Annotated in this window: 24 protein-coding genes; 15 read left to right on the top strand and 9 right to left on the bottom strand. The window is 31.5% G+C overall.

The genetic code is table 11. The features are described 5' to 3' along the window. Nucleotides 1-18: 18 nt before the first annotated feature. The 3 genes from LQ679_RS13185 to LQ679_RS13175 are packed head-to-tail and all read left to right on the top strand — an operon-like array spanning nucleotide 19 to nucleotide 2,183. Nucleotides 19-456 carry a DoxX family protein gene (locus LQ679_RS13185; RefSeq protein WP_037590117.1) on the top strand — a complete coding sequence of 146 codons (438 nt, stop codon included), beginning with the start codon at nucleotides 19-21 and terminating at the stop codon, nucleotides 454-456. Nucleotides 457-461: 5 nt separating this feature from the next. After that, entirely contained in the window at nucleotides 462-1,142 is a 681-nt protein-coding gene (locus LQ679_RS13180; RefSeq protein ID WP_239763275.1) for a response regulator transcription factor, read from the top strand. Next, the gene (locus tag LQ679_RS13175; RefSeq protein ID WP_206166449.1) at nucleotides 1,143-2,183 is read left to right on the top strand and encodes a sensor histidine kinase; all 1,041 of its coding nucleotides are present in this window, start codon (nucleotides 1,143-1,145) and stop codon (nucleotides 2,181-2,183) included. It begins immediately after the preceding gene. A gap of 53 nt (nucleotides 2,184-2,236) precedes the next feature. Here LQ679_RS13175 and LQ679_RS14910 read toward each other — a convergent pair whose 3' ends face one another. Further along, nucleotides 2,237-3,739, bottom strand: coding sequence for a glycosyltransferase (locus LQ679_RS14910; RefSeq protein WP_239763272.1), 1,503 nt, complete (start codon nucleotides 3,737-3,739; stop codon nucleotides 2,237-2,239). Between the two features lie 200 nt (nucleotides 3,740-3,939). Here LQ679_RS14910 and LQ679_RS13165 point away from each other — a divergent pair, with 200 nt between their 5' ends. Continuing rightward, complete coding sequence (locus LQ679_RS13165; RefSeq protein WP_239763269.1) at nucleotides 3,940-4,593, top strand: CPBP family intramembrane glutamic endopeptidase; 654 nt, start codon at nucleotides 3,940-3,942, stop codon at nucleotides 4,591-4,593. Nucleotides 4,594-5,143: 550 nt separating this feature from the next. Here LQ679_RS13165 and LQ679_RS13160 read toward each other — a convergent pair. The 3 genes from LQ679_RS13160 to LQ679_RS13150 all read right to left on the bottom strand — a co-directional run bounded on the left by LQ679_RS13160 (nucleotide 5,144) and on the right by LQ679_RS13150 (nucleotide 6,833). Continuing rightward, nucleotides 5,144-5,557, bottom strand: coding sequence for an Rrf2 family transcriptional regulator (locus LQ679_RS13160; RefSeq protein ID WP_206166447.1), 414 nt, complete (start codon nucleotides 5,555-5,557; stop codon nucleotides 5,144-5,146). 69 nt (nucleotides 5,558-5,626) lie between these two features. Beyond that, entirely contained in the window at nucleotides 5,627-6,256 is a 630-nt protein-coding gene (locus LQ679_RS13155; RefSeq protein ID WP_107577786.1) for an NAD(P)-dependent oxidoreductase, read from the bottom strand. Between the two features lie 136 nt (nucleotides 6,257-6,392). Continuing rightward, nucleotides 6,393-6,833: an aggregation-promoting factor C-terminal-like domain-containing protein gene (locus LQ679_RS13150; protein ID WP_126476519.1), complete on the bottom strand. Its 441-nt coding sequence runs from the start codon at nucleotides 6,831-6,833 to the stop codon at nucleotides 6,393-6,395. A gap of 212 nt (nucleotides 6,834-7,045) precedes the next feature. Between LQ679_RS13150 and LQ679_RS13145 the strand changes: the two genes are divergently transcribed. After that, nucleotides 7,046-7,600, top strand: coding sequence for a GNAT family N-acetyltransferase (locus LQ679_RS13145; protein ID WP_239763267.1), 555 nt, complete (start codon nucleotides 7,046-7,048; stop codon nucleotides 7,598-7,600). Between the two features lie 92 nt (nucleotides 7,601-7,692). On the opposite strand, the gene LQ679_RS13140 is transcribed toward LQ679_RS13145, so the two are convergent. Beyond that, the gene (locus tag LQ679_RS13140; protein ID WP_239763264.1) at nucleotides 7,693-7,968 is read right to left on the bottom strand and encodes a helix-turn-helix domain-containing protein; all 276 of its coding nucleotides are present in this window, start codon (nucleotides 7,966-7,968) and stop codon (nucleotides 7,693-7,695) included. Nucleotides 7,969-8,139: 171 nt separating this feature from the next. Beyond that, nucleotides 8,140-8,988, bottom strand: coding sequence for an oxidoreductase (locus LQ679_RS13135; protein ID WP_239763260.1), 849 nt, complete (start codon nucleotides 8,986-8,988; stop codon nucleotides 8,140-8,142). 61 nt (nucleotides 8,989-9,049) lie between these two features. On the opposite strand from LQ679_RS13135, the gene panB reads away from it, so the two are divergent. Together panB and panC are read left to right on the top strand one after the other, a co-directional pair. Further along, the gene (gene panB / locus LQ679_RS13130) at nucleotides 9,050-9,856 is read left to right on the top strand and encodes a 3-methyl-2-oxobutanoate hydroxymethyltransferase (protein WP_191836541.1); all 807 of its coding nucleotides are present in this window, start codon (nucleotides 9,050-9,052) and stop codon (nucleotides 9,854-9,856) included. Next, nucleotides 9,856-10,698, top strand: a complete 843-nt coding sequence (gene panC, locus LQ679_RS13125; RefSeq protein ID WP_239763258.1) for a pantoate--beta-alanine ligase — start codon at nucleotides 9,856-9,858, stop codon at nucleotides 10,696-10,698. Before panB ends, panC begins: the two co-directional genes overlap by 1 nt. Nucleotides 10,699-10,910: 212 nt before the next feature. On the opposite strand, the gene LQ679_RS13120 is transcribed toward panC, so the two are convergent. Continuing rightward, complete coding sequence (locus LQ679_RS13120; protein WP_239763254.1) at nucleotides 10,911-12,317, bottom strand: 6-phospho-beta-glucosidase; 1,407 nt, start codon at nucleotides 12,315-12,317, stop codon at nucleotides 10,911-10,913. Nucleotides 12,318-12,474: 157 nt separating this feature from the next. On the opposite strand from LQ679_RS13120, the gene LQ679_RS13115 reads away from it, so the two are divergent. The 7 genes from LQ679_RS13115 (at nucleotide 12,475) to LQ679_RS13085 (ending at nucleotide 23,794) form a co-directional block, all read left to right on the top strand. Beyond that, nucleotides 12,475-13,347, top strand: a complete 873-nt coding sequence (locus LQ679_RS13115) for a MurR/RpiR family transcriptional regulator (protein WP_239763252.1) — start codon at nucleotides 12,475-12,477, stop codon at nucleotides 13,345-13,347. A gap of 598 nt (nucleotides 13,348-13,945) precedes the next feature. Beyond that, nucleotides 13,946-16,702 carry a CDP-glycerol glycerophosphotransferase family protein gene (locus tag LQ679_RS13110; RefSeq protein ID WP_204255756.1) on the top strand — a complete coding sequence of 919 codons (2,757 nt, stop codon included), beginning with the start codon at nucleotides 13,946-13,948 and terminating at the stop codon, nucleotides 16,700-16,702. 11 nt (nucleotides 16,703-16,713) lie between these two features. After that, nucleotides 16,714-17,580 (top strand): UTP--glucose-1-phosphate uridylyltransferase GalU, encoded by an 867-nt coding sequence (galU, locus tag LQ679_RS13105; protein WP_198051857.1) that lies wholly within the window; start codon nucleotides 16,714-16,716, stop codon nucleotides 17,578-17,580. Nucleotides 17,581-17,597: 17 nt separating this feature from the next. After that, nucleotides 17,598-19,244 carry a phospho-sugar mutase gene (locus LQ679_RS13100; protein ID WP_239738576.1) on the top strand — a complete coding sequence of 549 codons (1,647 nt, stop codon included), beginning with the start codon at nucleotides 17,598-17,600 and terminating at the stop codon, nucleotides 19,242-19,244. A 287-nt stretch (nucleotides 19,245-19,531) separates the two neighbouring features. Then, a complete protein-coding gene (locus tag LQ679_RS13095) occupies nucleotides 19,532-19,843 on the top strand; it encodes a hypothetical protein (protein ID WP_239763250.1) in 312 nt (103 codons plus the stop codon). Nucleotides 19,844-20,336: 493 nt separating this feature from the next. Next, complete coding sequence (locus LQ679_RS14905) at nucleotides 20,337-22,616, top strand: CDP-glycerol glycerophosphotransferase family protein (RefSeq protein WP_239763247.1); 2,280 nt, start codon at nucleotides 20,337-20,339, stop codon at nucleotides 22,614-22,616. Between the two features lie 176 nt (nucleotides 22,617-22,792). Continuing rightward, on the top strand, nucleotides 22,793-23,794 hold the full coding sequence (locus tag LQ679_RS13085; RefSeq protein WP_239763242.1) for an accessory Sec system protein Asp2: 1,002 nt from the start codon (nucleotides 22,793-22,795) through the stop codon (nucleotides 23,792-23,794). A 38-nt stretch (nucleotides 23,795-23,832) separates the two neighbouring features. Here LQ679_RS13085 and LQ679_RS13080 read toward each other — a convergent pair whose 3' ends face one another. After that, nucleotides 23,833-24,732, bottom strand: a complete 900-nt coding sequence (locus tag LQ679_RS13080; protein WP_239763239.1) for a macrolide 2'-phosphotransferase — start codon at nucleotides 24,730-24,732, stop codon at nucleotides 23,833-23,835. 41 nt (nucleotides 24,733-24,773) lie between these two features. Beyond that, nucleotides 24,774-25,376: a DJ-1/PfpI family protein gene (locus tag LQ679_RS13075; protein WP_239763236.1), complete on the bottom strand. Its 603-nt coding sequence runs from the start codon at nucleotides 25,374-25,376 to the stop codon at nucleotides 24,774-24,776. Between the two features lie 156 nt (nucleotides 25,377-25,532). Between LQ679_RS13075 and LQ679_RS13070 the strand changes: the two genes are divergently transcribed. Next, nucleotides 25,533-26,234, top strand: coding sequence for an alpha/beta hydrolase (locus LQ679_RS13070; RefSeq protein WP_239763234.1), 702 nt, complete (start codon nucleotides 25,533-25,535; stop codon nucleotides 26,232-26,234). The last annotated feature ends 126 nt before the right edge of the window (nucleotides 26,235-26,360 follow it).

Below are 26,360 nucleotides of genomic sequence, written 5' to 3'. Positions count from 1 at the left end.
AAAAGGAGAAAGCATGTCATGACAAAGATATATACATTTATATGTTTAATCATTCGCGTTTATAGTGGTTATTTAATCTATATGCAAGGATATGAAAAATTAACAGGAGGGTTTAGTTTACAAGGATTAACGCAAGTAATCGCACAGAATCAAGACTCTCCTATGTGGTACAAGTGGTTTTTTGAGCATATTATTGCACCATATACGACTTTATGGGAATGGGTCATTCCTTTAGGTGAAATATTTTTAGGATTAGCTTTAATTCTAGGATTTCTGGAGTATTATGCAGCACTTTTTGGTATATTTATAATGATAAATTACATTTTAGCAGATATGATTTTTACGTATCCACTTCAGCTTGTAGGCTTTATATTGATTGCATTAAATATCAGAAGTTTACGTAAATTATCAGCAGCTGCTATCGTTAAGAAGTTTATGAAGAAGGAAGCGGGATAGAGATTATGGCGCATATTTTAATTGTAGATGACGAACAAGATATTCTAGATATTTGTAAGACTTACTTTGAATATGAAGGGCATCAAGTTGTGACAGCTTCGGATGGACAACAAGCCATCCATCAGTTGAATGACGCAATTGATTTAATGATATTAGATATTATGATGCCCGAAAAAAACGGTTATGATGTCGTTAAAGAGATGAAAGCGCGGGAACTAGACATTCCTTTTATCTATTTAACTGCTAAGACGCAAGAACACGATACGATCTATGCATTGACGTTAGGTGCAGACGATTATATAAAGAAACCATTCAGTCCTCGTGAACTCGTGTTAAGAGCGCATAACTTATTAAATCGTACTCAAAAATATTTTAAACAAGATTACTTAACATTTGGTTCTTTACAATTATGTAAACAAGAAAAAATCATTAAAGTAAATGATCAAAAAGTATCATTAAGAGTAAAAGAATTTGATGTACTTTGGTATTTAGCAGACCACGAGAAAATGGTCATTTCTAAATCAGAACTACTCGAAAAAGTATGGGGATACGACTATTACGAAGATGCCAACACTGTAAATGTACATATACGTCGTATAAGAGAAAAGTTAGAACAACATCAATATGATGAATATGTTATTAAAACCGTTTGGGGATTAGGTTATAAATTTGAAAGGGCGAAATAAATGCTAACAATTCGAACACAAGTTATCACTGCATTTATCAGTAGCATTGTATTAACGACAATTATTCTAGCAATTGCATATAAATGGATGTGGTTTAATGCACATACAACATTACTTTTGACGATTAGTGCGATTATTTCAAGTTGTTTAACGACAGTCATTTGTATGTTGTTTATTACGCCATTAGTTAAACGTATTAGATTGTTGAATAAACAAACAAAATTAATAGCAGATGGACAATATAGTGAAACGGCCATAAAAATAGATAGTCCGAAAGAAATGAAAGAATTAAGTGAAGCCTTTAATAGTATGGCTCGAAATATTGAAGCGCAAATACAACAAGTTCAATATGAACAACAAGAAAAAAGTGAAATGGTACAAAACTTAACACACGATTTAAAGACACCATTATCAAGTATTACATCCTATGCAGAAGGTTTAAAAGAAGGTATTATAAGTCAATCAGATGATCAACAGAAAGCTTACAGTGTGTTAATTAAACAATCTCAAAGAATTTCAATGATGTTTGATGAATTGACTAGTGTAATGGAAATTAATCGAGATCATAAACAAAGTTATCCATTAGAAACGATCTATTTAGATAAACTTTTTGTGACACTTTTACAATCTTATGAACAACAAATCTCGAGTGAAAATCGCACGATAGATGTTAATTTATGTGAAGATATCACTTACTTCAAACAATATAAAGTACCATTAGAACGTATACTCATGAATATTTTAGATAATGCATTTAAATATACACAACTTGGAACAAGAGTTGAAATTAAAGTTACGAAAGAAGACAGTAATATATGCATTGCTGTTTCTGATGATGGTCCAGGTATCGCAGAGCAACATTTACACCGTATATTTGATCGCACTTATCGCGTTGAAGCGTCTAGAAACAAAGATACGGGTGGGTCAGGTTTAGGTTTATATATTGCGAAAAATCTGGCCGAACAAATGGACGGACAATTAAAGGTAGAAAGTAAAGAGGATGTCGGTACAACATTTTATTTAATAGTACCTATGAAATAACATAAATAAGAACCCCTAATTCAGAATGATGAATTGGGGGTTCTTGTTTGAATTTATGATTTTACTTCACCTAATAAATGAAGCCATTTCTTAATAATTTCACTTTGTGCGTATTTTTGTGATTCAGTCATACAGTTGTCTCGGAATGTTTTTTGCAGTTCAGGATTACTTAAGTAAGACTTCACGGTTTCATAAAGGTTGTCCTCATCATTTCTAGGAACAAGATAACCGTTTTTACCGTTAACAATCAATTCACTTGGTCCATAAGGGATGTCATAACTGATTGCAGGTAGCCCATTTGATAATGATTCCAACAATGCTAATGCAAATCCCTCCATATTGCTTGTTATCATACTTACATGGAATTTGTGCATTTCTTTCGTAATATTAGGGATGAATCCACGGAATTTAACAAGTTCTTCTAAACTTAATGAATCAACCAATTCTTTTAATTTATTTAATTCACTACCAAATCCAAATAAATGAAGTTCAATTTGCTCAAAATCTTCTTTCAATTTATCGACGAGTCGAATTTGATGCTCGAGTTGTTTCTCAGGTGAATATCGTGCGATCGACATTAATTTAATTGGCCCGTCAGGCACAGTAGGTGAATAATTCGGCTCTATTGGTTGAGCATATCCAACTGGAATATTATAAACAGGTATTTTTGATTGAATACGCTTCTCTACATCTTTCTTTTGTTGAAGAGTAGATACTAAAATACCAGAAAATCGCTCTAAATGATTGAATACACTACCATAAATATTTTTAATGTCTGAACCTTCGATATCATTGTTGTCCTTAACATGTGTACTATGTAATACAGATATAACGGGTATTTTCGAATCTGTAAGTAAGAATGGTGGAGAAGTAATAGCAGTCTTATCACTAAAAAATAAGTCACCGTCTTTATATAAATGTTCATAGAAAAATGCGACCAGTTCATTTTTGTTATCAAATATATAATCTTTAGAATGAAAATTATAAAGCATGATTCTAGAAATGACTTCTTTTTCTTGATTTTGATCGAAATATATTTCTAACTTTACTTGTCCATTTGGTGTTAAATAAGCATCATAGACCGGCTTTTCTTTAGCACACATATATCTAATACGACTTAAGAAACCTCTAGAATCGTAATAATCTCTTTTACATTTTTTATCTTTTGTATCTATATGATTCACAAAATTTAATAATTTGTAGTCGGAGTCGCGGAAACTAGCATATATAAATCTCTTACCATTGCGAAATACTCTTACATCGTTTGTATTTGGAATATATTTAATTTCATAGTTCAAATCATGTTGCCAATATTCAATCCAGTCTTTAACTGTATTCATATGAATGTTTATAGATTCTTGAAAATAATCAAACATTGAAAAGACTTGTTTATTTACTCCGAATATATGAGCATTCTTATGTAAATTAGGATTCCAAGATAATGTAATAATTTTTGCTGACAAGTTGTATGAATTAAATAATTTTAGTCTATTTATAACTGATTTTTCAATGCCAGTTATTTTATTATTGATATTATTTACAATAAAATAGTTCACTTTTAAATCACCTACAAAATATAATTATACATATATAATATACGATATTTCATATTGTCATGTCAGTATTTTATGTAAAAAATCTGGAAATAAGCCGTATAATGAGAAGTTACAATAACATAAGATTTCCTGTTATAATGGACGAAATACATTTATTTATAAAAAATAAATTGTTAATTTATTGAAATGAGGATAAATAAATGAGTATGAAACAAATGTTTGAAGATAGTGAACCAATTTTTCAAGATCAAACGAAGTATGTAATCTTAAAGTCGTGTTTACTCATTATTATATGCATGGGTACATATACATCGATTGCGTTAGCTAGCAATTTGTTCATTGTATTAATAGGGTGTGTGTTATTTATCCTGTTACTTTATTTAATGCATCGATTCCAATTACAACTTATTAAATTTGAAGCTTTAAAGAAAGCAGATATCAAATATACATTGAGTACATTAGGTATAGCACTTATCATGTATTGGACTGTATCGGCAATTATAGGACAACCACAAAATCAAATGGAAGTATATAAAGATTTAAATACTTTACCTCTATACATATCTATTATTATATTTGTGATACTAGGACCAATATTTGAAGAGCTTATATTTCGAGGTTTCATGTTAAAAGGGATGTTTAAAGGACACCTATTAATAGGATATATCGCATCTAGTGTACTATTTGGATTATCACATGGACCATCAAGCATAGGTGAGTTTATCATTTACTTTGGAATAGGATTATTATTTGGCGCACTTTATTTAAAGACTAACCGATTAGAAGTAGCCATTATAGCGCATGGACTAAATAATTTAATACATATTCTTATATATTTATTGTTTTTTAATTAGATATCGTGCGCAAAGGTACAAAATGGGGGTGTAACGCACGAAGACTGAGAGATATCGTGCGCTAGAGCACAAAATAAGGGTGTATCGCACGAAGATTCGTAGATATCGTGCGCTAGAGCACAAAATAAGGGTGTAACGCACGAAGACTGAGAGATATCGTGCGCAAAGGTACAAAATAGGGGTGTAACGCACGAAGACTCGTAGATATCGTGCGCTAAGGTACAAAATAGGGGTGTAACGCACGAAGACTGAGAGATATCGTGCGCAAAGGTACAAAATAGGGGTGTAACGCACGAAGACTGAGAGATATCGTGCGCTAGAGCACAAAATAAGGGTGTAACGCACGAAGACTGAGAGATATCGTGCGCAAAGGTACAAAATAGGAGTGTAACGCACGAAGACTGAGAGATATCGTGCGCAAAGGTACAAAATAGGGGTGTAACGCACGAAGACTCGTAGATATCGTGCGCTCAGTTTCTCATTTAAACAAAAATAAAGCTGGAGACATCTGTTGTTAAAGATGTCTCCAGCTTTTTCTATATAATTAAAATTACTGTACAGTTTCGGTCATTTTAGATGTTAAATCTAATATGGATGTTTCATTAAGTGTATCAATAATTTGTTGATCTACTTGTGTATATACATCGTCTAATGCAGACTGTATATTTTGTCCGACGATACAATCTGGATTTGTGTCTTGATGAATTTTAGCGAAATGCTCTTCATCTTGAATAAGTTTATAAACGTCGCCTAATAAGATTTGGTCTGCTGATTGAGCCAGTCGATAGCCTGATTTACCTTGTTGGCTCTCGATTAAGTTACCATTTCTTAAATATTTACATATTTTTCTTACAAGTGTAGGGTTACTATTAATGCTACCTGCTATAAATTTACTAGATATAGGTTCTTTGTTTACAGATAGTAATGATAATATATGAATTGCTACTGATATTTGTGTATTCACGCTTTTCACCTCTTAGATTCCTTATTTATTATAACTTTGAGAGATGAGAATTGCGATAGTAAATGCGTATTATTTTGATAATACTGAAATTCTTTCTTGGATATGGTTACCTTCAGTTGCTTCATCTACTAATGCAATGGCGTAATCAGCATAGCTTATTTTACTTTCACCTTTATCGTTTAAAGTGAAGACTTCCCCAGCTAAAATGTATTCTCCAGTTCTTTCTCCATCAGCTATAAATTCTGCTGCAGGACTTATAAATGTCCAGCGTACGTCATCTCTTTTACGAAGGTCTACAAGAGCTTTACCTTGAGCTTTTGCAAGTGGTTTAAATACTTCTGGAAAATCAGGTGTATCGAAAAGTTGATTTTCTAATTGATCATCAACGTATAAACTACCAGCGCCTCCGATAATAATTAATCGTGTGTTTGTGTTTGATAAAATATCACTTAAATGTTGGATAGAGTCTTGGTGTAAATGAAGTTTGTCTTCTCTAATTTCACCAAAAGCATCTACAACAACATCGAATTGTGTTAAGTCTTCAGTTGTTAAATCAAATATATCTTTAATAATAGATTGTGTTGCCACTGTTTTATTTTCGTTACGAACGATGGCTGTTACATCTAATCCTCTGTTAATTGCTTCTTCTGTAATTAATTTACCTGCTTTACCGTTTGCTGCTATAACACCTATTTTCATTTTACATAACCTCTTTCTTGTATTTAATTTAGATACAAGTTGAGTATAATATGTATATCGGGTTTTGTCAAAGATTTTGTGTATAAAAAAACTGCTATGTGGAAATCCACATAGCAGATGTTTGTTTATTTATATCTTACCACCAGTTATTAGCTTGACGGAAAGCAATTGCAGCTTCGATTGAACCATAACGTTCTTTAGCATACTTGATCATGCCTTTAGTTTGTTCAGTAACACTACCTGTACCCCAAGATTCTTTAGTTTGACCAAGACCTCTGTAGCCAAGTTCATTTACGGCATTTGGGTTACCGCTAGATTCAGGCATTACGATATTATCCCATAATGCTTTTGTACCGCCAGCAGCGATAAACTCTTTATATACTTCACTTGTATTAGATGAATCAGTTGATTCTGTAGTTTGAGTTGCTTGAGTCGGTTGAGCGACTTGTGTAGTTGTATAGTTATAGTTTGTATTTTGATTAGAGTAGTTTGTATATTCACTTGCATCTGCTTGAGCACCAAATCCAGAAGCAATAATGCCTGCTGCAGCTGTTGTTGCAAATAATAATTTCTTCATAAAAAAATATCCTCCATGTGCTATTTAAAGCATTTATAAATTTTGTATCTTTATTACTTCATACACTCTAACACCATTTTTGATATCATAGGTTACAGGAGAATAAAAATAAAATTTCTTTTATGACAGTCAGATTAAAAAGATAATAGGTATATGACAAGTTGTAATTTGAAACGTTTACAGTAACTTTATAGAAATAGAGGTGTATTATTATGGAAAGAATTAAGCTTAAGATGACTAGAAATCATTTAGACAACATACCTGAATATGAATTACCAGAAGGTTACTCAATTAGATTGTTTAAAGAAGGGGATGAACGTCTTTGGGCAGAAGTTGAAACTGCTGCAGGAGAATTTTCAAATATAGATCAAGCATTGCAAAGGTTTCATAAAGAATTTGGCTCTCATATAGAAGAAATGAAATATAGATGTTTATTTATTGAGAATAATTCAGGTGACGTAATAGGGACGACGACAGCATGGTTCGGTCAATTACCGTTAACAGACTCACATTTAGGTAGAATACATTTCGTAGCCATTAAACCGGAATATCAAGGTAAGAAATTATCAAAGCCATTATTGAGTGCAGCACTTAACAAAATAATCGAACTTGGTCATAAAGAAGTATATTTAACGACACAAACAACCAGTTATCCAGCAATTAATATGTATTTAAATTATGGTTTCGAACCATATGATCCAGACAACACGGATCAAAAAGGTTGGTTGATGATGGAAGATATATTAAATAGGAAGTTAAACGTATAAAAAATGCCCTTATACCATTATTCCCGTGGTATAGGGGCTATTAATTAATGTGTACTATTAATTTGTCAAAGCCAAAAAGAATATTAAGTATTCTATAATTTAGTCAAAGTTAATTCTTTATCAGCTAAATGAGCGATTTCATCCATTAAACCGAAAGAAGGGTTAACATCTCCGTTTTCAATTCTGGCTATAGTAGATTGAGGTTTGTTAAGTTTATTAGCTAAATCTCTTTGGGACCAGCCTTTTTCCTCCCTTAAGTTAACAACCAACATTGCAGCTCTTAATTTTTTTCTTGCCATTTTATGTTCATGAGCTAAATGAGGATTATCGCTAATACTTTTAGCAATCAGTTTGTCTGTTTGATTCATTTTTTTCACATCCTTAATCTAAATAATTTCTTCTAATTCTTTTACCTTTTTCAATTTTATATGATAGCATTTACGCTATCAATCGTCACTTTATTTACTCGAAAATTAAACGTATAAAAAATGCCCCTATACCATTATTCCCGTGGTATAGGGGCATTTAATATGGATGCATTAATAAGTACTTAAAAGTGCATAAGTACTATCTATATAAGGTGTTGTTAAATGATGTTTTTGGCTAATTTTGTAGACATAACCTTGTATAAACGCTGTTTCTAAAGGTCTTTCACTTATGATGTCGTAATACATACTTGTACCCATGTCATCAGGGTAGCCTTCATAAATTTTCATAATGCTCTCTTCAAAATCATCATCAAAATAAATACCTTCAGCTTTAGCGACACGATTACCTTCAACTAATAAGTTGTAACAAAGTGCATGTATTTGATCATGTTTAAGTACACGAGCTGGTTGTCTCGTAAGAGCAGTTACCGTGTTAATGCCTAAATTGACGATTAATTTATACCAAACATGTTGATCATAATCTTCGAGACATTCAATATTAAGTAAACTATCTTCGGTTAAACTTTTAATATCTAATGTTTGAGCGTGAACAGGTAATCTTAAAGTCCAATCTCTAAAATGCGTGACGACGTTGCCTTCTTTTTGTCCGCTTATATATACGACAGCATGAAATTTGTGTGGGTGATCAATTTTTTCTAACTGTCCATAGCCATTTTGAGTTAAAATAATAACGCTATTAGCATGTAGGATATGATGAAGATACGGGATGATTGCGTCAAGTTGCGTTGCTTTAACAGCAATAAATAAGATATCTACTTTTTCAAGTGCATCTTCTAAAGATTGAACGGGAAATGAATGTTGCACATCTTGATTGTATTCTTGGAAATAGACTGTTGTGTTTGATCTTCCAAATAGCGTAACATCAAGGTTTGATTGCGTTAAAGCAAATGAAATGGCTGTACCTACAGCGCCAGGACCGATTATTCCAAACTTTTTCATTTATTATTTTCCTTTCAATGTTAATATATACATAATAACAAATATAAGAAGGTGGTACGGGATGAAAACCATTAAACAATTGTTGTCCATGAAAGAACAAAAAGAAAAAATATCCATGATTACAGCATACGATTATCCAAGTGCTAAACAAGCAGAAGCAGCAGGAATAGACACTATTTTAGTAGGCGATTCTTTAGGAATGGTTGTGTTGGGCTACGATAGTACAGTCGAAGTGACAATGGAAGATATGATACATCATGCGAAAGCTGTTAGAAGAGGTGCACCAGAAAGTTACGTAATCGTTGATGTACCTTTTGGAGCAGTCGGTATTGATCATACAACGGATATGAAAAATGCGATTCAATTGTATAAAGATACTAAAGCAAACGCTGTGAAAATCGAAGGTGTGCATACGAAATTAATCCAAGGTTGTACTCAAATTGGTGTGCCAGTCGTATCTCATTTAGGCTTAACACCTCAAAGTGTCGGCATTACAGGTTATAAATTACAAGCAAGTTCAAAAAGAGAAGCTGAACAATTGATAGAAGATGCGAAAGCAGTTGAACAAGCAGGTGCAGTGATGCTCGTATTAGAAGCGATTCCAAGTGATTTAGCAGAAGTGATTACGGAACAACTGACAATTCCGGTTATCGGTATAGGCGCAGGAAAAGGTACAGATGGTCAAGTACTTGTATATCATGATTTATTAAATTACGGTTCAGAACATATTGCTAAGTTTGTGAAACAATATGGTGATTTTTCAAATGGTGTAGATGCACTAAAAGCATATCATGAAGAAGTTAAAAGTGGTGCATTCCCTTCAGAAGCACACACATATAAGAAGAAAGTGATGGGGGAGACAGAGTAGTGACGCAAGTAGTAGAACGTATTAAAGATATGAATTCAATCGTATCTCAATTTATATCTCAAGGTAAAACAATAGGACTCGTACCAACGATGGGTGCATTGCACGATGGTCATTTAAAAATGATGAAACAATCAATAGAAGAAAATGACATTACTGCAGTGAGTATTTTTGTAAATCCATTACAATTCGGACCTAATGAAGACTTTGATGATTACCCAAGACCATTTGAATCTGATTTAGAGAAGCTTAAACAAATTGGTGTAGATTATGTATTTCATCCAACAGTTGAAGAAATGTATCCAGGAGAACTAGAGATGACGATTACAGTAGGTCGTTTAGCACAAGTGCTAGAAGGTAAGAAAAGACCAGGTCACTTTGATGGCGTTGTAACAGTTGTTAATAAGTTGTTTAATATTATTCAACCAACACGCGCATACTTTGGTAGAAAAGACGCACAACAACTCGCTATAATAGAAAAAATGGTAGAAGACTTTAACCACTCAGTTCAAATCGTACCAATAGATATCGTGCGAGAAGCAGATGGGCTAGCAAAAAGTTCAAGAAATATTTATTTAACAGAAGAAGAAAGAAAAGAAGCCGTACATTTATCTAAAAGTTTAGCATTAGCTAAGAAGAAATATGATGAAGGTGAGAGAAATAGCGACGTTTTAATACAAGCCATCACGCAATATTTAGAAAGTAACGTGAGCGGAGATATAGTAGAAGTCGCAATTTACAGTTATCCAGAATTAGAAGAACAACATACAATAGAAGGACAAATCTTTATTTCACTAGCCGTTAAATTTAGCCAAGCAAGATTAATAGATAATATTATCATATAAGAAAGTAATGAAGCCGATTGTGCACGCGCACAATCGGTTTTTTGTATTTTGATGGGGGCGCTAACGATCAAGAGTGCAAAACAAGATCGTTAGAAATTCTAACGCTCAAGAATCGCAAACAAGATCGTTAGCGCACCACATCACCCACTCACACAAAAAAACGTGAGACATCATTCTGCCTCACGCTTCATCCAAGACTTCTATCTTCTTACTTACACTTCTTTCAATGATGTTTCTGCACTCAATGCTCTTGCTTTGTCATCTTTAATTGTGACACCTTGTGCTTCTAATTGAGCGATTGTTTCTGTAAATTGTGGTAAGTATGCTTTATGAGCAATGAGTAACTCATTCATTACTTGTTTCGCAGATTCGCCACTTTGAATTAATGGATTAATAATAAATGCTTGTAATAGTAATCCATAATCTCCTTTAACGGCTGCTTCTTCTACACATAATTCCATATTCTTCATTACTTGTAACCATCCGCGTTCTGCTGGATGTAAGGAACCGAATGCGATTGGTTGAGCACCTGTCGCGTTGATATATGCTGACACTTCTACCACATCATCGGGTGCTAAATCTGGTACTGCGCCTTTATTAACAGTCGATACAACTACATGTGTATTTTTATTTGAAGCGATAGATGCAATTGTCTCACATGCGACATCTGAATAGTGTGTGCCGCCACGTTGGCTTAATTGCTCTGGCTTATGATCGAGTTGTTCATCTTTATATAGTTCGAATAATTCTTTTTCTGTTTGCCTAACTTGTTCAGCACGCGTACCGATTTCTGGATCATTATATTCTTTAAGTGCATGCTCAAGCATTTCTTCTGCACGGTAGTAATATCTATGGTAACCACATGGAATGAGCTGCATTTGTTGTAATTGCTCTTCGAAAAATGGCACATCAAAGATATTAGAAGGTAACGATGATGCATCTTCAACTAATTGTTTATTTAATTGATCAGTCACGTCATGACCATTTGCGTCTTTAACTCGATGCCAATGGAAATGGTTTAACCCTGCAAAATGATGCGTAAGTTCTCCTTCACCAACATTCAACATTTCCGGCTCATTAATCAAACTATTCACAGGTACATTGCATAGACCAAGTACTTTTTCCCATTTGCCGTATCGTACGATAGCATCTGTAACCATACCACTTGGATTTGTAAAATTAATTAACCATGCATTTGGACAAAGTTCTTTCATATCTTCGACAATATCTAATAAGACAGGAATTGTTCTTAACGCTTTGAAAATACCACCCGGACCATTCGTTTCTTGACCTAAGAAACCATGTGATAAAGGAATGCGCTCATCTTTGATTCTAGCATCTAATAAACCTACTCTAAATTGTGTCGTAACGAAATCAGCATCTTTTAAAGCTTCACGTCTATCTAATGATAAATGTACTGTGACATCATATGGAGAAGCATCCCACATTCTTTGCGCCATTTTGCCGACAGTTTCTAATTTCTCTTTACCTTCAGGAATGTCCACCAACCAAATTTCACTTAAAGGTAACGATTCATAACGTTTAATAAAACCTTCCATCAATTCAGGCGTATAACTGCTGCCGCCACCGATAGTTACAATTTTTATCCCTTTTTCCATTATAATGACCTCCTAATATTTTCTTTCTTATACACGTTAAGTATAAAATAGAAGTAATCATTAAAAAGGCAAATCGGGCATTATCAAATGGCATTTACAAATTTCCTAAAAATAAACCGGATTTTTGTAATGACTTTTTACAAAAGGAGATATCAATATGCTTTTAACAGAAAGAATGAAAGAAGATATATTTTCACAAGCAGAACAAAGTATTATTCAATATTTGTTTGAAGAAAGAGAGAAGATTAAGTCTAAGACGTTAAATCAAATTTCTAAAGAAACATATACACATCCTTCTACTGGTATTCGCATAGCTAAAAAGTTAGGATACGACGGTTGGTTAGAGTTGAAAGATCATTATTTAGAAGAAGTAGAATACTTAAACCGACACTATGAATCAATAGACGCAAACTTCCCATTTGATGCATCTGATAATAACATGTCCATTAGCCATAAATTAGCGCGACTCAATCAAACAACGATAGACGATACTGTGCATTTAATCGATCATCAAGAATTGGATAAAGCAGTCGCGTATTTAAAAGAAGCGGAAACCATTAAAATTTTTGGACTGTATCATAATTTAATGATATGCGAAGACTTTGAAATGAGGATGAATCAAATAGGCAAGACCGTTAAACTGTGTGCACTCGAACCCCATTTTGAAATAGAAAAGTCATCGAAACATACATGTGCCATCTTCATTTCATATAGTGGTGAAAATCAAAGCATCATGAAATTATTACCGATGTTAAAGAAAAAGCATATACCGATTATTGGACTCACAAGCATTGGAGAAAATACAGTAACCAAATACGCAGACAGTACATTACGCATCTCAACAAGAGAAAAGTTGTATTCCAAAATTAGCAACTTCACAACTCGAGATTCCATCAGTTTCTTAATGGATATTTTGTATGCTTGCGTGTATGGAACAGATTATGACAAACATACAGATTATAAAATCAATATCGCTAAAAATTTCGATAACCGCGTGACGCATAATAAGATGATACAGGAGAATAAGTAGTTGGAAATATATGAGGATCATACTATTAAATCTTGGAGGACATACAATCAACTTATTATAAGTAGTTTGTATGAAATATATATTATTTTAGATTTGTTCGATATTTCTTGAATTAAAATACTATAGAAAAACAAAAAAATAAATGTATATTATTTTAAAATTGAAGAGAGTAAGTTTTTATTTTGCGACTTCAAATAATTACCTTTTTCTTTTGAATTTTAATGATATAATCATAGTATGTAAAATGTATTATTTTTCCTATTTTTGAAAACGCTTTTATTAATATGTTGTTTTATAAATAGAAATAGTAGTTAAGATTTCAAAATATACACTTGATATTTTACAAAATTATAAATAAAGAGATATGGGACAAGGGGGCTGAGATATGAAGTTATTTCTCAAATTTATGAGCATGGCAACGGTTTTAATATACATGTTAATTAAAATACAAAATATAGTTCAAGATTATTTGGAAATTAAAAATGGTGAATATAAAGAGGAATAGAATAATCGACAGACGATTCGATGTGTTGATCGAGTTTGACTGAATTTCCCGAAATTATAATAGATAACAATTTATTAGAAAGAAGAGGAAAAAATGAAAAATAGAGTTTTAAAGAAATATAATAATTATAAGAAAAATAAAGGTAAGTTAATATATGTAAATGCAAGACGTAATAAAAAAATTAAAAAAGGTAATATACTTTTTGAAGCGGTGCATGGTGATACATATAGTGGTCATATTTATTACATGATAAAAGAATTGTTAAATAATAGTAAACTAAATTTTAAAATTTATGTAGCTTTGAAAGAGACAGAAGATATTGAGTTATTTTTCGATAAGTCAGAACTAAAGAAAATTAATTTTGTAAAACATATGTCGAATCAATACTATGAATTAATGGCTACTTGTGAATATTTAATAAATGATACAACATTTTATCCATTCTTTAATAAGAGAGAAGGGCAGAAATATTATATCATTTGGCATGGAACGCCTTTAAAACATATGGGTAAAGATATTCCTAAAGTAGTAGATATTGCTAATGTGCAAAGAAACTTCTATATGGCTGATAGAATATATGTCAATAATCAAAAAACAATGGAAATATTGGCAAGAACGCATCATTTAAACAATGTTTATAACGGTAAATTTATAGTTGGTCCTTCTCCAAGAAACAGTGTCTTTTTTGAAGAAGAGAAAAGAAATCAGAATAGAAATGATTTGAATTTAAATAATAAAAAAATACTAGCATATATGCCTACATGGAGAGGGAATATTGGTAGTGTACAGAATTCACAACATGTTACAAAGTTAATTACATATTTTGAAGAAAATTTAGATGAAAATACAGTGCTATACGTAAAACTTCATCCATTTGAAAAAACGATTATTCCAGATTCATACGAGAAAGTTAAACCATTCCCGTCTAACATTGAGACATATGAATTTCTAGCTGTCACTGATTGTCTTATTACAGATTATTCATCAGTAATGTACGATTACGTGAATTTAGGTAAACCAGTTATACTTTATACTTATGATTATAAAGATTATAAAGAAAATAGAGGTTTATATGACGATTTATCATTATACCCATTTCTACAATCAAATAGCTTAGAAGGATTGTTAAAGCAAGTTGAACAAATTCCGCAACAAATCGATTATCAAGAATTTAAAAATGAATATAATAAGTATGACAAGATAGATGCACCTAAAATAATTATTAATCATATGTTTCTAGATAAAGATGATTTAACGATTGAAGAACATAATCTTCATAATGGTAAAGAAACAGTAGTAATTGTTAGTGGAGGATTTTGGAGTAATGGTATTACGACTGCTTTAATCAACACATTAGAAAATATTGATACTACAGAAAAAAATTATATTTGTTTCTTTGAAAAAGATAAGGTTAAAAAAGAACATTATTATCGCTTGTTAGATTTACCTGAAAACGTTCATTTTTATCCAACAGTTGGAGAAATAAACGGTAGTATTAAAGATAGATTGCTGATGAAAAGATATTTATGGAACGAAAAATTCAAAATTAAAGGTATGGAAAAAGATTTAAGCAGAATTTTCAAAGAAGAATTTAGTAGACTATTTGGTGATTTAAAAATAGATTGGTTTATTCATTATACTGGTTTTGAAAGAAAAAGTGCTGAAATGATGCGACATATTGATACAAATACTGCTATTTGGGTTCATACTGATATGTTTGCTGAGTATGAAGCTAAAAAGAATTTTAGTAAAAAAATTATCTATGGAGCATATGAAAAAGCAAATAAAATCGTACTTGTTCATAGAAATCTAAAAGCAAATCTAATCAATCATTTACCTCAAGTTTCTAATAAAGTCGTCACTGTAAATAATTTCTTAGGAGAACAAAGAACAAGAAAACTAGCAAAAGAAAATTTATTAGAATCAATTGATAATGTACATGTTGATTATGCTTATAACGAAAATATGTATTTGGATTTTGCCAATTTAGATCAAGAACAGCTAGATGATAAAATAATACAGGATTATCCAGAACAAACAGTATTGACGGAAAATATAACTAATTCTATAAAGCAATTGGAAACTAAAGAAGAATATTCAAAATCAACATTAGTAACTCAAAAAGATAAAATAGAAAAAAGTATTGTAAACTCTATTACTGGACTTTATGAAGATTTCTTAAAAGATAGAGAGTTAACAGAAACGTTCAAACATTTATTTGTGAATAACCAAGATGTAATCGATGAATACTTTAATTTAAATGAGAAGGACCCTATTGTTCATTCTGTGGAATTATATAATCAAATGAGGGTTTCAAAATGTAGAATGCTCGATGCCTTGTATAATCCAGAAATTAAAGTATACATGAATATTGGAAGATATGATTATCAAAAAGGCCACGATAAGTTAATAGCTGCATTTGAAAAAGTATATATTGAAAATCCTAATGTATTTTTAATTATGGTATGTCCACATGGACCTTTGAAATCTCAAACGATTCAATGGGTTCGAGATTCAGTTGCAAAAGAAAATATTGTGATTCTGGGTGGCATAAACAACCCGTATCCTTTATTAGATCATGTGGATGCTTTCGTTCTATCTTCAAATTATGAAGGTTTAGGGTTAGTAGTATATGAAGCTTTAGCTTTAAATACTGATGTAATAACAGTGAATTTAAAAGAAACAACTGAATATTTAAATGAAAATCAAGCGATAATTACAGAAAACAGTGTAGAAGGCCTTGTAGATGGCTTTATGATACATCTAGAAGGAAATAAATCGTTTGAAGAATTTGATTTCAATTACTATAAAGAAAAATCTAAACAAGAATTTATAAATGTATTTAAGTAAAGGAGATTATTATGACTAAAATAAAAAAAGCAATTATCCCTGCCGCTGGTTTAGGAACAAGATTTTTACCTGCTACAAAAGCGATGCCTAAAGAAATGTTACCAATATTAGATAAACCAACAATTCAATATATTGTAGAAGAAGCGTCACGTGCTGGAATTGAAGATATTATCATTGTAACTGGTAAACATAAACGTGCGATTGAAGATCATTTCGATATTCAAAAAGAACTTGAAACTACATTGTATGAAAAAGGGAAACTTGAATTACTCGATAAAGTTCAATATTCAACAGAATTAGCGAATATTTTCTATGTTAGACAGAAAGAACAAAAAGGATTAGGACATGCGATTCACACAGCGAAGCAATTTATTGGAAATGAACCTTTCGCAGTATTGTTAGGTGATGACATTGTTGAATCGGATAATCCAGCTATTAAACAATTAATGGAACAATATGAAGCAACAGGCAAATCAGTTATTGGAGTACAAACGGTACCTGAATCAGAAACACATCGTTACGGCATCATTGACCCGAATTCACAAGATGGTCGTTTATATGAAGTGAATCGTTTTGTGGAGAAACCTGAACAAGGAACTGCGCCATCTAATCTAGCGATTATGGGTAGATACGTGTTATCTCCTGAAATCTTTGATTATCTTGAGAATCAAACTGAAGGTAGTGGCGGAGAAATTCAATTAACAGATGCGATTGAACGTTTAAATAAAGATGATAAAGTTTACGCGTATGATTTTGAAGGACAACGCTATGATGTCGGAGAAAAAATTGGATTTGTGAAGACGACGATAGAGTACGCATTGAAAGATGAAGAAATGCGTGATGAAATTAAACGCTATATTCAAACATTAGATATTTAAGTAAAGGAGCTAGAACTTTGAGAGCACAATGGGAAGAAAGAATATCTGAAAGCTTAGTTGAACAGTTTCATAATGTTCAAACAGAAGAAGAAATAGCAGCTGGATTTACAGACGTCTTATCATTTGGAACGGCTGGTATTAGAAGTACCTTCGGTATAGGACCAGGTAGATTGAATAAATTCACGATTCAAAAGTTTGCGCTAGGTTTAGCTAAATATTTAACGCATATTTCAAATACACCTAAAATCGTGATTCATTTTGATACACGTCATTTATCTAAAGAATTTGCGAAAGAAATCGCGAAAGTATTAGGTACCAATGGTATTGAAGTTATCTTGCCAGAAACATACAAATCAACACCAGAACTGTCATTCGCAGTACGACACTTGAAAACAACAGCGGGTATTATGATTACGGCAAGCCATAACCCTAAGAATTATAACGGAATTAAAGTATATGGTTCAGATGGTGGCCAGTTATTAACAGAGCCTTCATTAGAATTAAGCCGTTATATTGATACAGTAGAAGACCCATTAAATATACAAGCAGACGACTTTGCAGCATTACAAGAACGTGAACTGATCTTACCATTTAAAGATGAAACAACTAAAGCTTATAAAGCAGCGGTTAAAAATCTTGTTGGTTCATTTGAATCGGCTGAAACAAAAACAATTTTAACAAGTTTACATGGCACAAGTCTGCCTTTATTGTCAGATGTACTTGAAGATTTGTCATATACAAACTATGTTGTTGAAGAAAAACAATCTACACCTAACGGTGATTTTCCAACAGTGCGTATAGCCAATCCAGAGGAAGCAGATACGTTTGATTTAAGTAAACAATTAGCTGAGAAAGAACAGGCGCAACTTATTATCGCAACTGATCCAGATGCCGACAGAATCGGTATTGTTGAACGTTATGAAGATGGGACAACAAGATATTTCAATGGTAATGAGATTGGACTATTACTCATTAAACTAAGACATGCGCAATTAACAAGTGATGTACATAAATACATGATTAAATCTGTCGTAACAGGTGCTTTAAGTGAAAAACTAGCCCAATCATTGAACATTGAAGTCATCAATGTATTAACAGGTTTCAAATATATCTCAGAACAATTAAAGCAATTAGAAGAAAAACAATCACAACTAGTCTTAGCTTTCGAAGAAAGCCATGGTTATTTAGTAGAAGACTTCTCAAGAGATAAAGATGCGATACAAACAGCAGCACTATTGATTAAATACAAAGAACAACTGTCACAAGATAATCAAACTTTCAAAGATGTTTTAGACAATATTTATCAAGAACTAGGACAGTATAAAGATAAGACACTCTCACCAACATTTGCAGGTGCAGAAGGACGAGAAAAAATCCAACAAATTATGAATGACTTTAAACAGTTAGAAACAATTGAGTTAGACAATTTAACACCATTGTATATAGAAAACTACATCACACAAGAATCTCATAATATACAAAGTGGTGAAACAAGCACTATTCAGTTACCGCAAACAGATCTTATCAAATTTATTTTTGAAGAAGGATTTATAGCAGTTAGACCATCAGGAACAGAACCAAAAATGAAACTGTATTTCTCATTGGATGTAGAGAAATTGGATGATGTGATTGAGGAATTTGAAAGAAAATTTAATTTAAAATAAGCATTATAGTGAAAAGCAACCTTTCAAGAAAAATGAAAGGTTGCTTTTTTGTGTGTGATTAAATTTGGTGAAAGTAGATTTGTAATTTTTATACTTTTTTAGAAGTTAAAATGCCTATTGTAATTGAATTGAAAAAGTTGGATTGTAATATTAAAAATAAAATGTTTAAAATCAAATTTACAAATGTAATGTTTTGTAGTTTAATAATAATATTGATGTATACAAAGGGGAGAGGTCGAGAATTGAAGAATATAGTTCTGGTAGTGGTTATTTTTTGTCTCACAATAATGTCTGCAGTCTTAATGATAACAACAGACAACGAAGCTAAAGATAGTAATAAGACAAAACAAGAAAAAACAGAACATACGACTAAGAAAAAAGAACCACAACAGAAAAAACAAGACAAAGTAATCAATATAAAAACTCAAAAAGATTTAGCTGAAATTATATACAGTAAGCAAGACGAACAAACAAAGATGGATGCATATAATGAAGCGATTAAAAAAGGGATATTGCCTAGAAGCCATAATTATCAAGAAGCGGTTTATGCATATGAAGAGTCAGTATGGTTGAAGAAAAATACTGGAGATAATAACTAAGGATAATTACTTTAATAACGAAATGAGAGTTAATTTATCGTATTAGAAATATATAACCATTACTTCTATAAATTATATATAAGATTTATACCATATACTTACCACGTAATGGGTATTAAATTGTTGATAAATAAGAAAATATAAATGCATTAGTTGAAGGATAGTTAAATGAAACATGTATATAATCATCGCCATTAGCATTGTTATAGATAAAGAAGGATCAAATGGTGAAATATACAATTTAGGATTAGGCGTACAAACAAATATATTAGAAATATTTGATGTTTTTTTGAAAAAATGTCGAAAAATTTGACTATACTTTCGTTGAAGAAAAGGAAGGAGATATTAAAGATTTAATTTCTAATATTAACAAGTTAAAAGTTCTCGGTTATTCACCAAAGTATACTATAGAACATGGTTTGTCTAAATATATAGACTATAACCAAAAATAAGATGAAATATAGAAAATTCTAAAAATAAAAGGAGTGTTATTGTGTTATTTTCAATAATCGTTGTTTATAATGATAATAATAAAAAGTTTTTAAAAAATTGTGTTAATAGCCTTGAAAATCAAACTTATAAGGATTTTGAGGTATTATTCCTACATAATAATTCTCAATATTTAAATTCAGTTTTAGCAGAATCAAGTTTGAATTATAAAAGTATTAATTCAGAATTAGGAATGCAAGATTTAAGAAATTTAGGAATTACATCTTCTAAAGGAGAATATATCCTGTTCTTAGATTCTGATGATTTCGTACACCCTAATTCACTTGTCTATGCTAAACAAGTAATTGAAGATGAAGAAAATGAAAATGATAATCATGTTATAAAATTAGGTATATCTAAAACTAATCTTGATATGGCTTCAACTTTAAATAAAAGAAAACAAGGTTTTTATAAAGATGATACTTTAGATACATTAAACCAAATTCTTGGGGATTTAAATATTGATACAAATTATGAACAACAGAAGGCTATTATAAATGGATTATTTGAAAATAACATTCTAAATCATAAGACGATTAATCATACTCCCAAAAGATATATCAATAAGTTATCATTTTCATTGAAAGTTCATGGATTAATCGTTAAAAAGCAACATTTATTAGAAAATAACATAATGTTTGAAGATAATAATGATTTATACGGTGAAATACCGTTCGTTATAAATTTATATAACCAAACAACAACTATTAGGGAAACTTATACAAAATTATATTATAAATTAATTCACAACGATCCTATTAACTATCCATCTTTAACACAAAGAGAAGAAGATGAAAGATTATACTTAAGAATGACAGCTTTTAAAGAATCTTTGAAGTATAGTGATAATAGAATTATATTAAATCAATTAGTAAGTAAAGCGATATCTTATTATTTATATAAAGTGATAAAAAATAAAAAGTTTAAGGAAAACTTTAAAGATGTTTTACCGATTTTTAGAGAATTAAACAAAATATTGAATCATCCAGGTATTAAAATTAATGTAACTAAAAGACATGAATATGAGATAAAGGCTATAAAATCAGGGAATTATAAATTAGCTTATTATATAAGTAAATCGAGATTAACTGGATACAAGACTTATCAGTTTATACAACCTGTGAACCAAAGATTTAGACAGAAAAAAGTACAGAAACATGTATTCTCAAAATTACCAATTAAAGAAAATACAGTTTTATACGAAAGTTTCTTAGGAAGAAATTATTCTGATAGTCCTAAAGCGATATTTAATTATCTATTAGAAAATGAACCTAAAAAATGGAATCATGTATGGATATTGAATGATAAAAAAATAGTTGAAAATGAACCTGAATTTAAAAATTCTAATGTAAAAATCATAAGAAGATTTAGTTGGGAATATTTTATGTATGTAACAATTTCAAAATACTTTGTTCTAAATATGAGACAACCAAAGTGGTTATATAAGAAACCTGAGCAAGTTTTACTTTCTACTTGGCATGGTACACCACTTAAAAAATTGGTGTTTGATATGGATAATGTTACTTCAGCAAATAAAAATTATAAAAAAGATTTCTATGAACAATCAAGAAATTGGGATTATTTAATTGCTGCTAACAAATATAGTGAAGACATCTTTAATAGTGCTTTCATGTATCCTAGAGAAGATATTTTGACTTATGGTTACCCAAGAAATGATATTTTAACGAATCATACTGAAGAATATAAAAATGGCTTGAAGAAAAAACTAGGTATTCCAGTTCATAAGAAAGTTATATTATATGCTCCTACTTGGAGAGATGATCAATTCCATGGACCAGGTCAATATAAATTCTTAATGCAACTAGATTTACAAAGATTGCGCGAAGAACTTGGTGATGAGTATGTTGTCGCATTACGTATGCACTACTTTATATCTGATAACCTAGATTTATCTGAGTTTAAAAACTTTGCGTTTGATTTCTCAAGATATAATGATATCAACGATCTATATATTAGTAGTGATATTCTTATAACAGATTACTCATCAGTATTCTTTGACTTTGCTAACCTTAGAAAACCAATTTTATTCTATACGTATGATTTAGAAAAATATAAAGATGTTTTAAGAGGCTTCTATATTGATATGAACAAAGACTTACCAGGACCATTATTATTCGATTCTGAACAAGTTATAGATTCTATTAAAAATATTGAAACAGTAGAAAACGATTATCAAGACAAATATGATGAATTCTATAATAAATATTGCTCTTTAGATGACGGTAAAGCTACCGAAAGAGTAGTTAAAGAAGTTTTTAAATAAAACGTACAATACCCTGAAACAATAGAAATATTCGTTTCGGGGTATTTTTTGTACTTTTTTAATATTAGACATCCCTTTAACTTCATACCCAATATGTTAAGCTATAACAAACATTTCTTTTTTAGTACGACGTGAGAGATATAGAGCTTAATACTAAAATGGGGGTTGGGATATTTATGGCTTATTTGTTTGATAAGGGGAGGTTTGTTAAGAAAGTTCGTAATAAACCTAAAGAGATTTATGCGCTTCATGAGCCTATTGATTTTATGAATCAAAAGCGTATTCAAATTGATACGGGTAGTGATTCGAATTTTATTCAGTTAGCTAGACAAAATAGTAAACTACATGAAATGTATAAAGAAATCTTGGCTAATGATTATATTTTATATTTTCATCAAAATACGATTTCTAAGTTCTATAAGCGTTCTGATGTTCAAGAATTATTTCAGAGAAAAGATTTAATTAGACATAAGGATATTTTCTATACGTTAGATGAGCCGGCTGGTAGGAAGGTAAATGATGAGGTGCCTAAGAAGTTGCTTGTTATTTTTACTTGTATGCCAGATGCTAAGCGATATGATAGTTCGTTGATTCCGAACAGGATGTTTCCTAAGTTCTTTGATGGTATTGAGAGAAGTCTCGTGAAGAATGTTTATACTTTAAGAATAATGGATTTAAATGTATCACATGGTTCGCATTATATTAGTACGACGAATTATCCTGAATATGAGCAGGAAATTCAAAGTACGATTTTAAAGGTGATGGAAGAACTTAATATTGATAAAGAGCACGTTGTACTTTACGGTGGTTCTAAAGGTGGTACGGGTGCGATTTATCACGGTACGGCGCTGGATATGAATACTTTAGCAGTAGATCCAATTGTGAATATTGGTGGTGCGTTAGAGCAGAAAGATAGAAGGTTCTTAAAAGATTTGAGAAATGACGATTTAGTGCCTCAAATTAATCAGCATTTAGATGATAGCAATGAACATACGAAATACGTGATATGTAGTGAAAATGTTGAACTGTATTATAAACAGACAGATCGTATTGATGCATCTAAGATTTACAAAATCAACTTACCAGATAAACATATTACGTCACATCCTGAAGTTTCAAGAAATAGCGTACCGGAACAATTGACCATCTTAAATAATTTCTTTGCAACACATATTTAAAGGTTAGCTCACACGAGCTAACCTTTTTTGATGTTATCTTACTCCTCAAGGCCTAATTCTTTCTTTGCCATCTTCTCATATGTCGCTTCTCCTGAAGCAAGTGCAAATTCAGCGATAAACATTGGAAACACTGCATTCAATTCAATAATATGTTCTTTCATATGTGGCCATGTCGTTCCACCAGCTTTATCATAAGCTTCTATTAGCTCATCTAGCCCTTCATCGCCAAATACACGATGATGTCCCATGAAATCATTGGACGGGTCTGCATGACTGGCTTCTGTCCAATATATCAGACCTGTCACATTTGCTTCTTTATCCACCATAATATGTCCTGGATGCAAGTCTCCATGTATCATCGTGACATGATTTGGCCAGAGCTCATCTCTCTCTAACCACGTTTGCCATCTATTCCATAAGTCAGGGGAGACACCGAACGTTTCTTTCACTTTATGCATACGTTCTTGATAATCTTCTTTAATTTGTTCAATCGTTGTCGTCTTAATATCACTTGAAGCGAGTTCTTCGTTTGTTATTCGATGCAAATCAACGAGTACTTCTGCCAGTGTATCAATAAAATTCTGAGGTACGGGTTTATGTTCTATTTCCCATACATATTGTTGTAATTCAGGATCAATTGTAGCTGCAGGTACGCCTGTTAGTTTAGGATATGCAATTAATGTTTCTTTATGAATTTGCCAATTAGGGACTTCAAATGATACATGTTGTTGTACGAAGTCCAGAGTTTCTTTTTCTGAGTCTGTTCGCGCATAAACTTCTGGTCTTCTAGGTATACGTAATACCCATTCAACACCATGTCTATCTTCAGCAAATGCTACTTGAAAATCAAGACCTGATTCATTTATTGAAATTGATTCAGGTTGAATATCTAAACCACATTGTGAGGCAATCGTGACAATGTTTTCATGTTGAGTCATATTGAGCGCTCCTTAAAGGTTATTTTTATATTTCTCGCTTCTTATCCAATTTCTCCGTATTTCATCTTATAAGATACATAACCTGCTTTATAAAAGTATTTTTGTTTTTCCGTTTCTTTGTAATCTAGAAGTCCTAATGCACGAATTACATTAAATGCAAAGTCTACTGCACTGGATCCGTTTGCTGTGACAAGGTTCTTATCAACGACACTATCTTCATTCATAAAGTCTAATGCGTTTGTATAGGCTTTGTAGTTTTTTTCAGTCGTCCATTGGTTTAAATCATTTCCTGTATGTTTATATCCCGTAAGTAATCCATTTCTTGCAAAGAAGTCAACGGCTGCACATATTGCGCCTACAACGATATTGTTATCTAATGAAGTCTTAATGAGTTGCACGAGTTGTTCATTTTCAATTTGTGACCAATTGTTACCGCCAATGATAATTAAAGCATCATAAGGTTCTTTAATGTTATCTATTGTATAGTCAACGATTGTCTTCAATTGGCCGATAGATGTAACAGTTGATTCACCTAATGATACTGTATCGATTTCAAATCCGTGTGACATAGCGAGTTCAGCAGCAACGTAACTGACTTCCCAATCTGCATATGCTTCTGTAAGAACGATTAGCGCTTTTTTCATAAAAATAACACCCCTTGTTAAATTTATTTAAAGATTATTTTTATCATGATACAAAGGCATCTCATATGCAAATGATAACTAATAGTATTTGTGGTATGATGTAATAAATGATAACGTTTCTCAATTAAAGAAGAGATATAACGGGAGTGAATAGTTATGCAAGTTGTACAAAAATTTTTATGGAATGACCGATTCGTAACGGTTGCTATGCCAGTTGGTTATGATGAACAAAATTCTAAACCATTCAAGACAGTAATCGTTCAAGACGGGGATTATATATTTAATAAACTGATAGAAGATAAGCCACGAGATATTATGTATGTCGGTATTGAACCGGTTGATAGAAATAAGGAATATACACCATGGGAAGAGCAAGTTGATCAAGCACATTATGCGGGAGAAGCTGATCAATATTTAGATATGTTGGAATTTGAATTAATACCATTTCTTAAAGAACATTATCATATCTTTGATGAAGCGGAATATTTAGCAATCGGTGGTGGGTCATTCGGCGCGTTAGTTTCATTATATGCTTTATTAACAAGACCACACTTATTCGGTAGTTATATCTTAATGTCTGCTTCTATGTGGTATCCGAACTTTTTAGATTTCATTAAAAATAGCAAACCGATAGAATATCCACGTCATATTTATTGGTATGTAGGAGAGCAAGAAGGAGTAGAATATCCTAATATATTAAAATGGATGGTACCGAATACGTATGAAGCAGTTGAATTGGTGAAAGAGAAGCTGGTCAATGATGATTCGACTTTAACGTTTATCACAGATAAAGAAGGCATTCATAGACATGAATACTTTGAAAAATATTTCGACAAAGCAATTCATACGTTGTTTTAGATGTAATTATTATAAGAGACTTAGACATGATGAGGTGTCTAAGTCTTTTTTAATGTGACAGGACATGTGACAATATTGTTCGTTGTATTTCTTTGTATAAATGGTAAATTATAACAAGGAATTAAA

Origin of the sequence: Mammaliicoccus sp. I-M35 (assembly GCF_022386455.1) — a bacterium.
Taxonomy (GTDB): domain Bacteria; phylum Bacillota; class Bacilli; order Staphylococcales; family Staphylococcaceae; genus Mammaliicoccus; species Mammaliicoccus sciuri_A.
The sequence above is the reverse complement of the archived record's forward strand: the minus strand, read 5'-3'. Positions and strand labels throughout refer to the sequence as shown.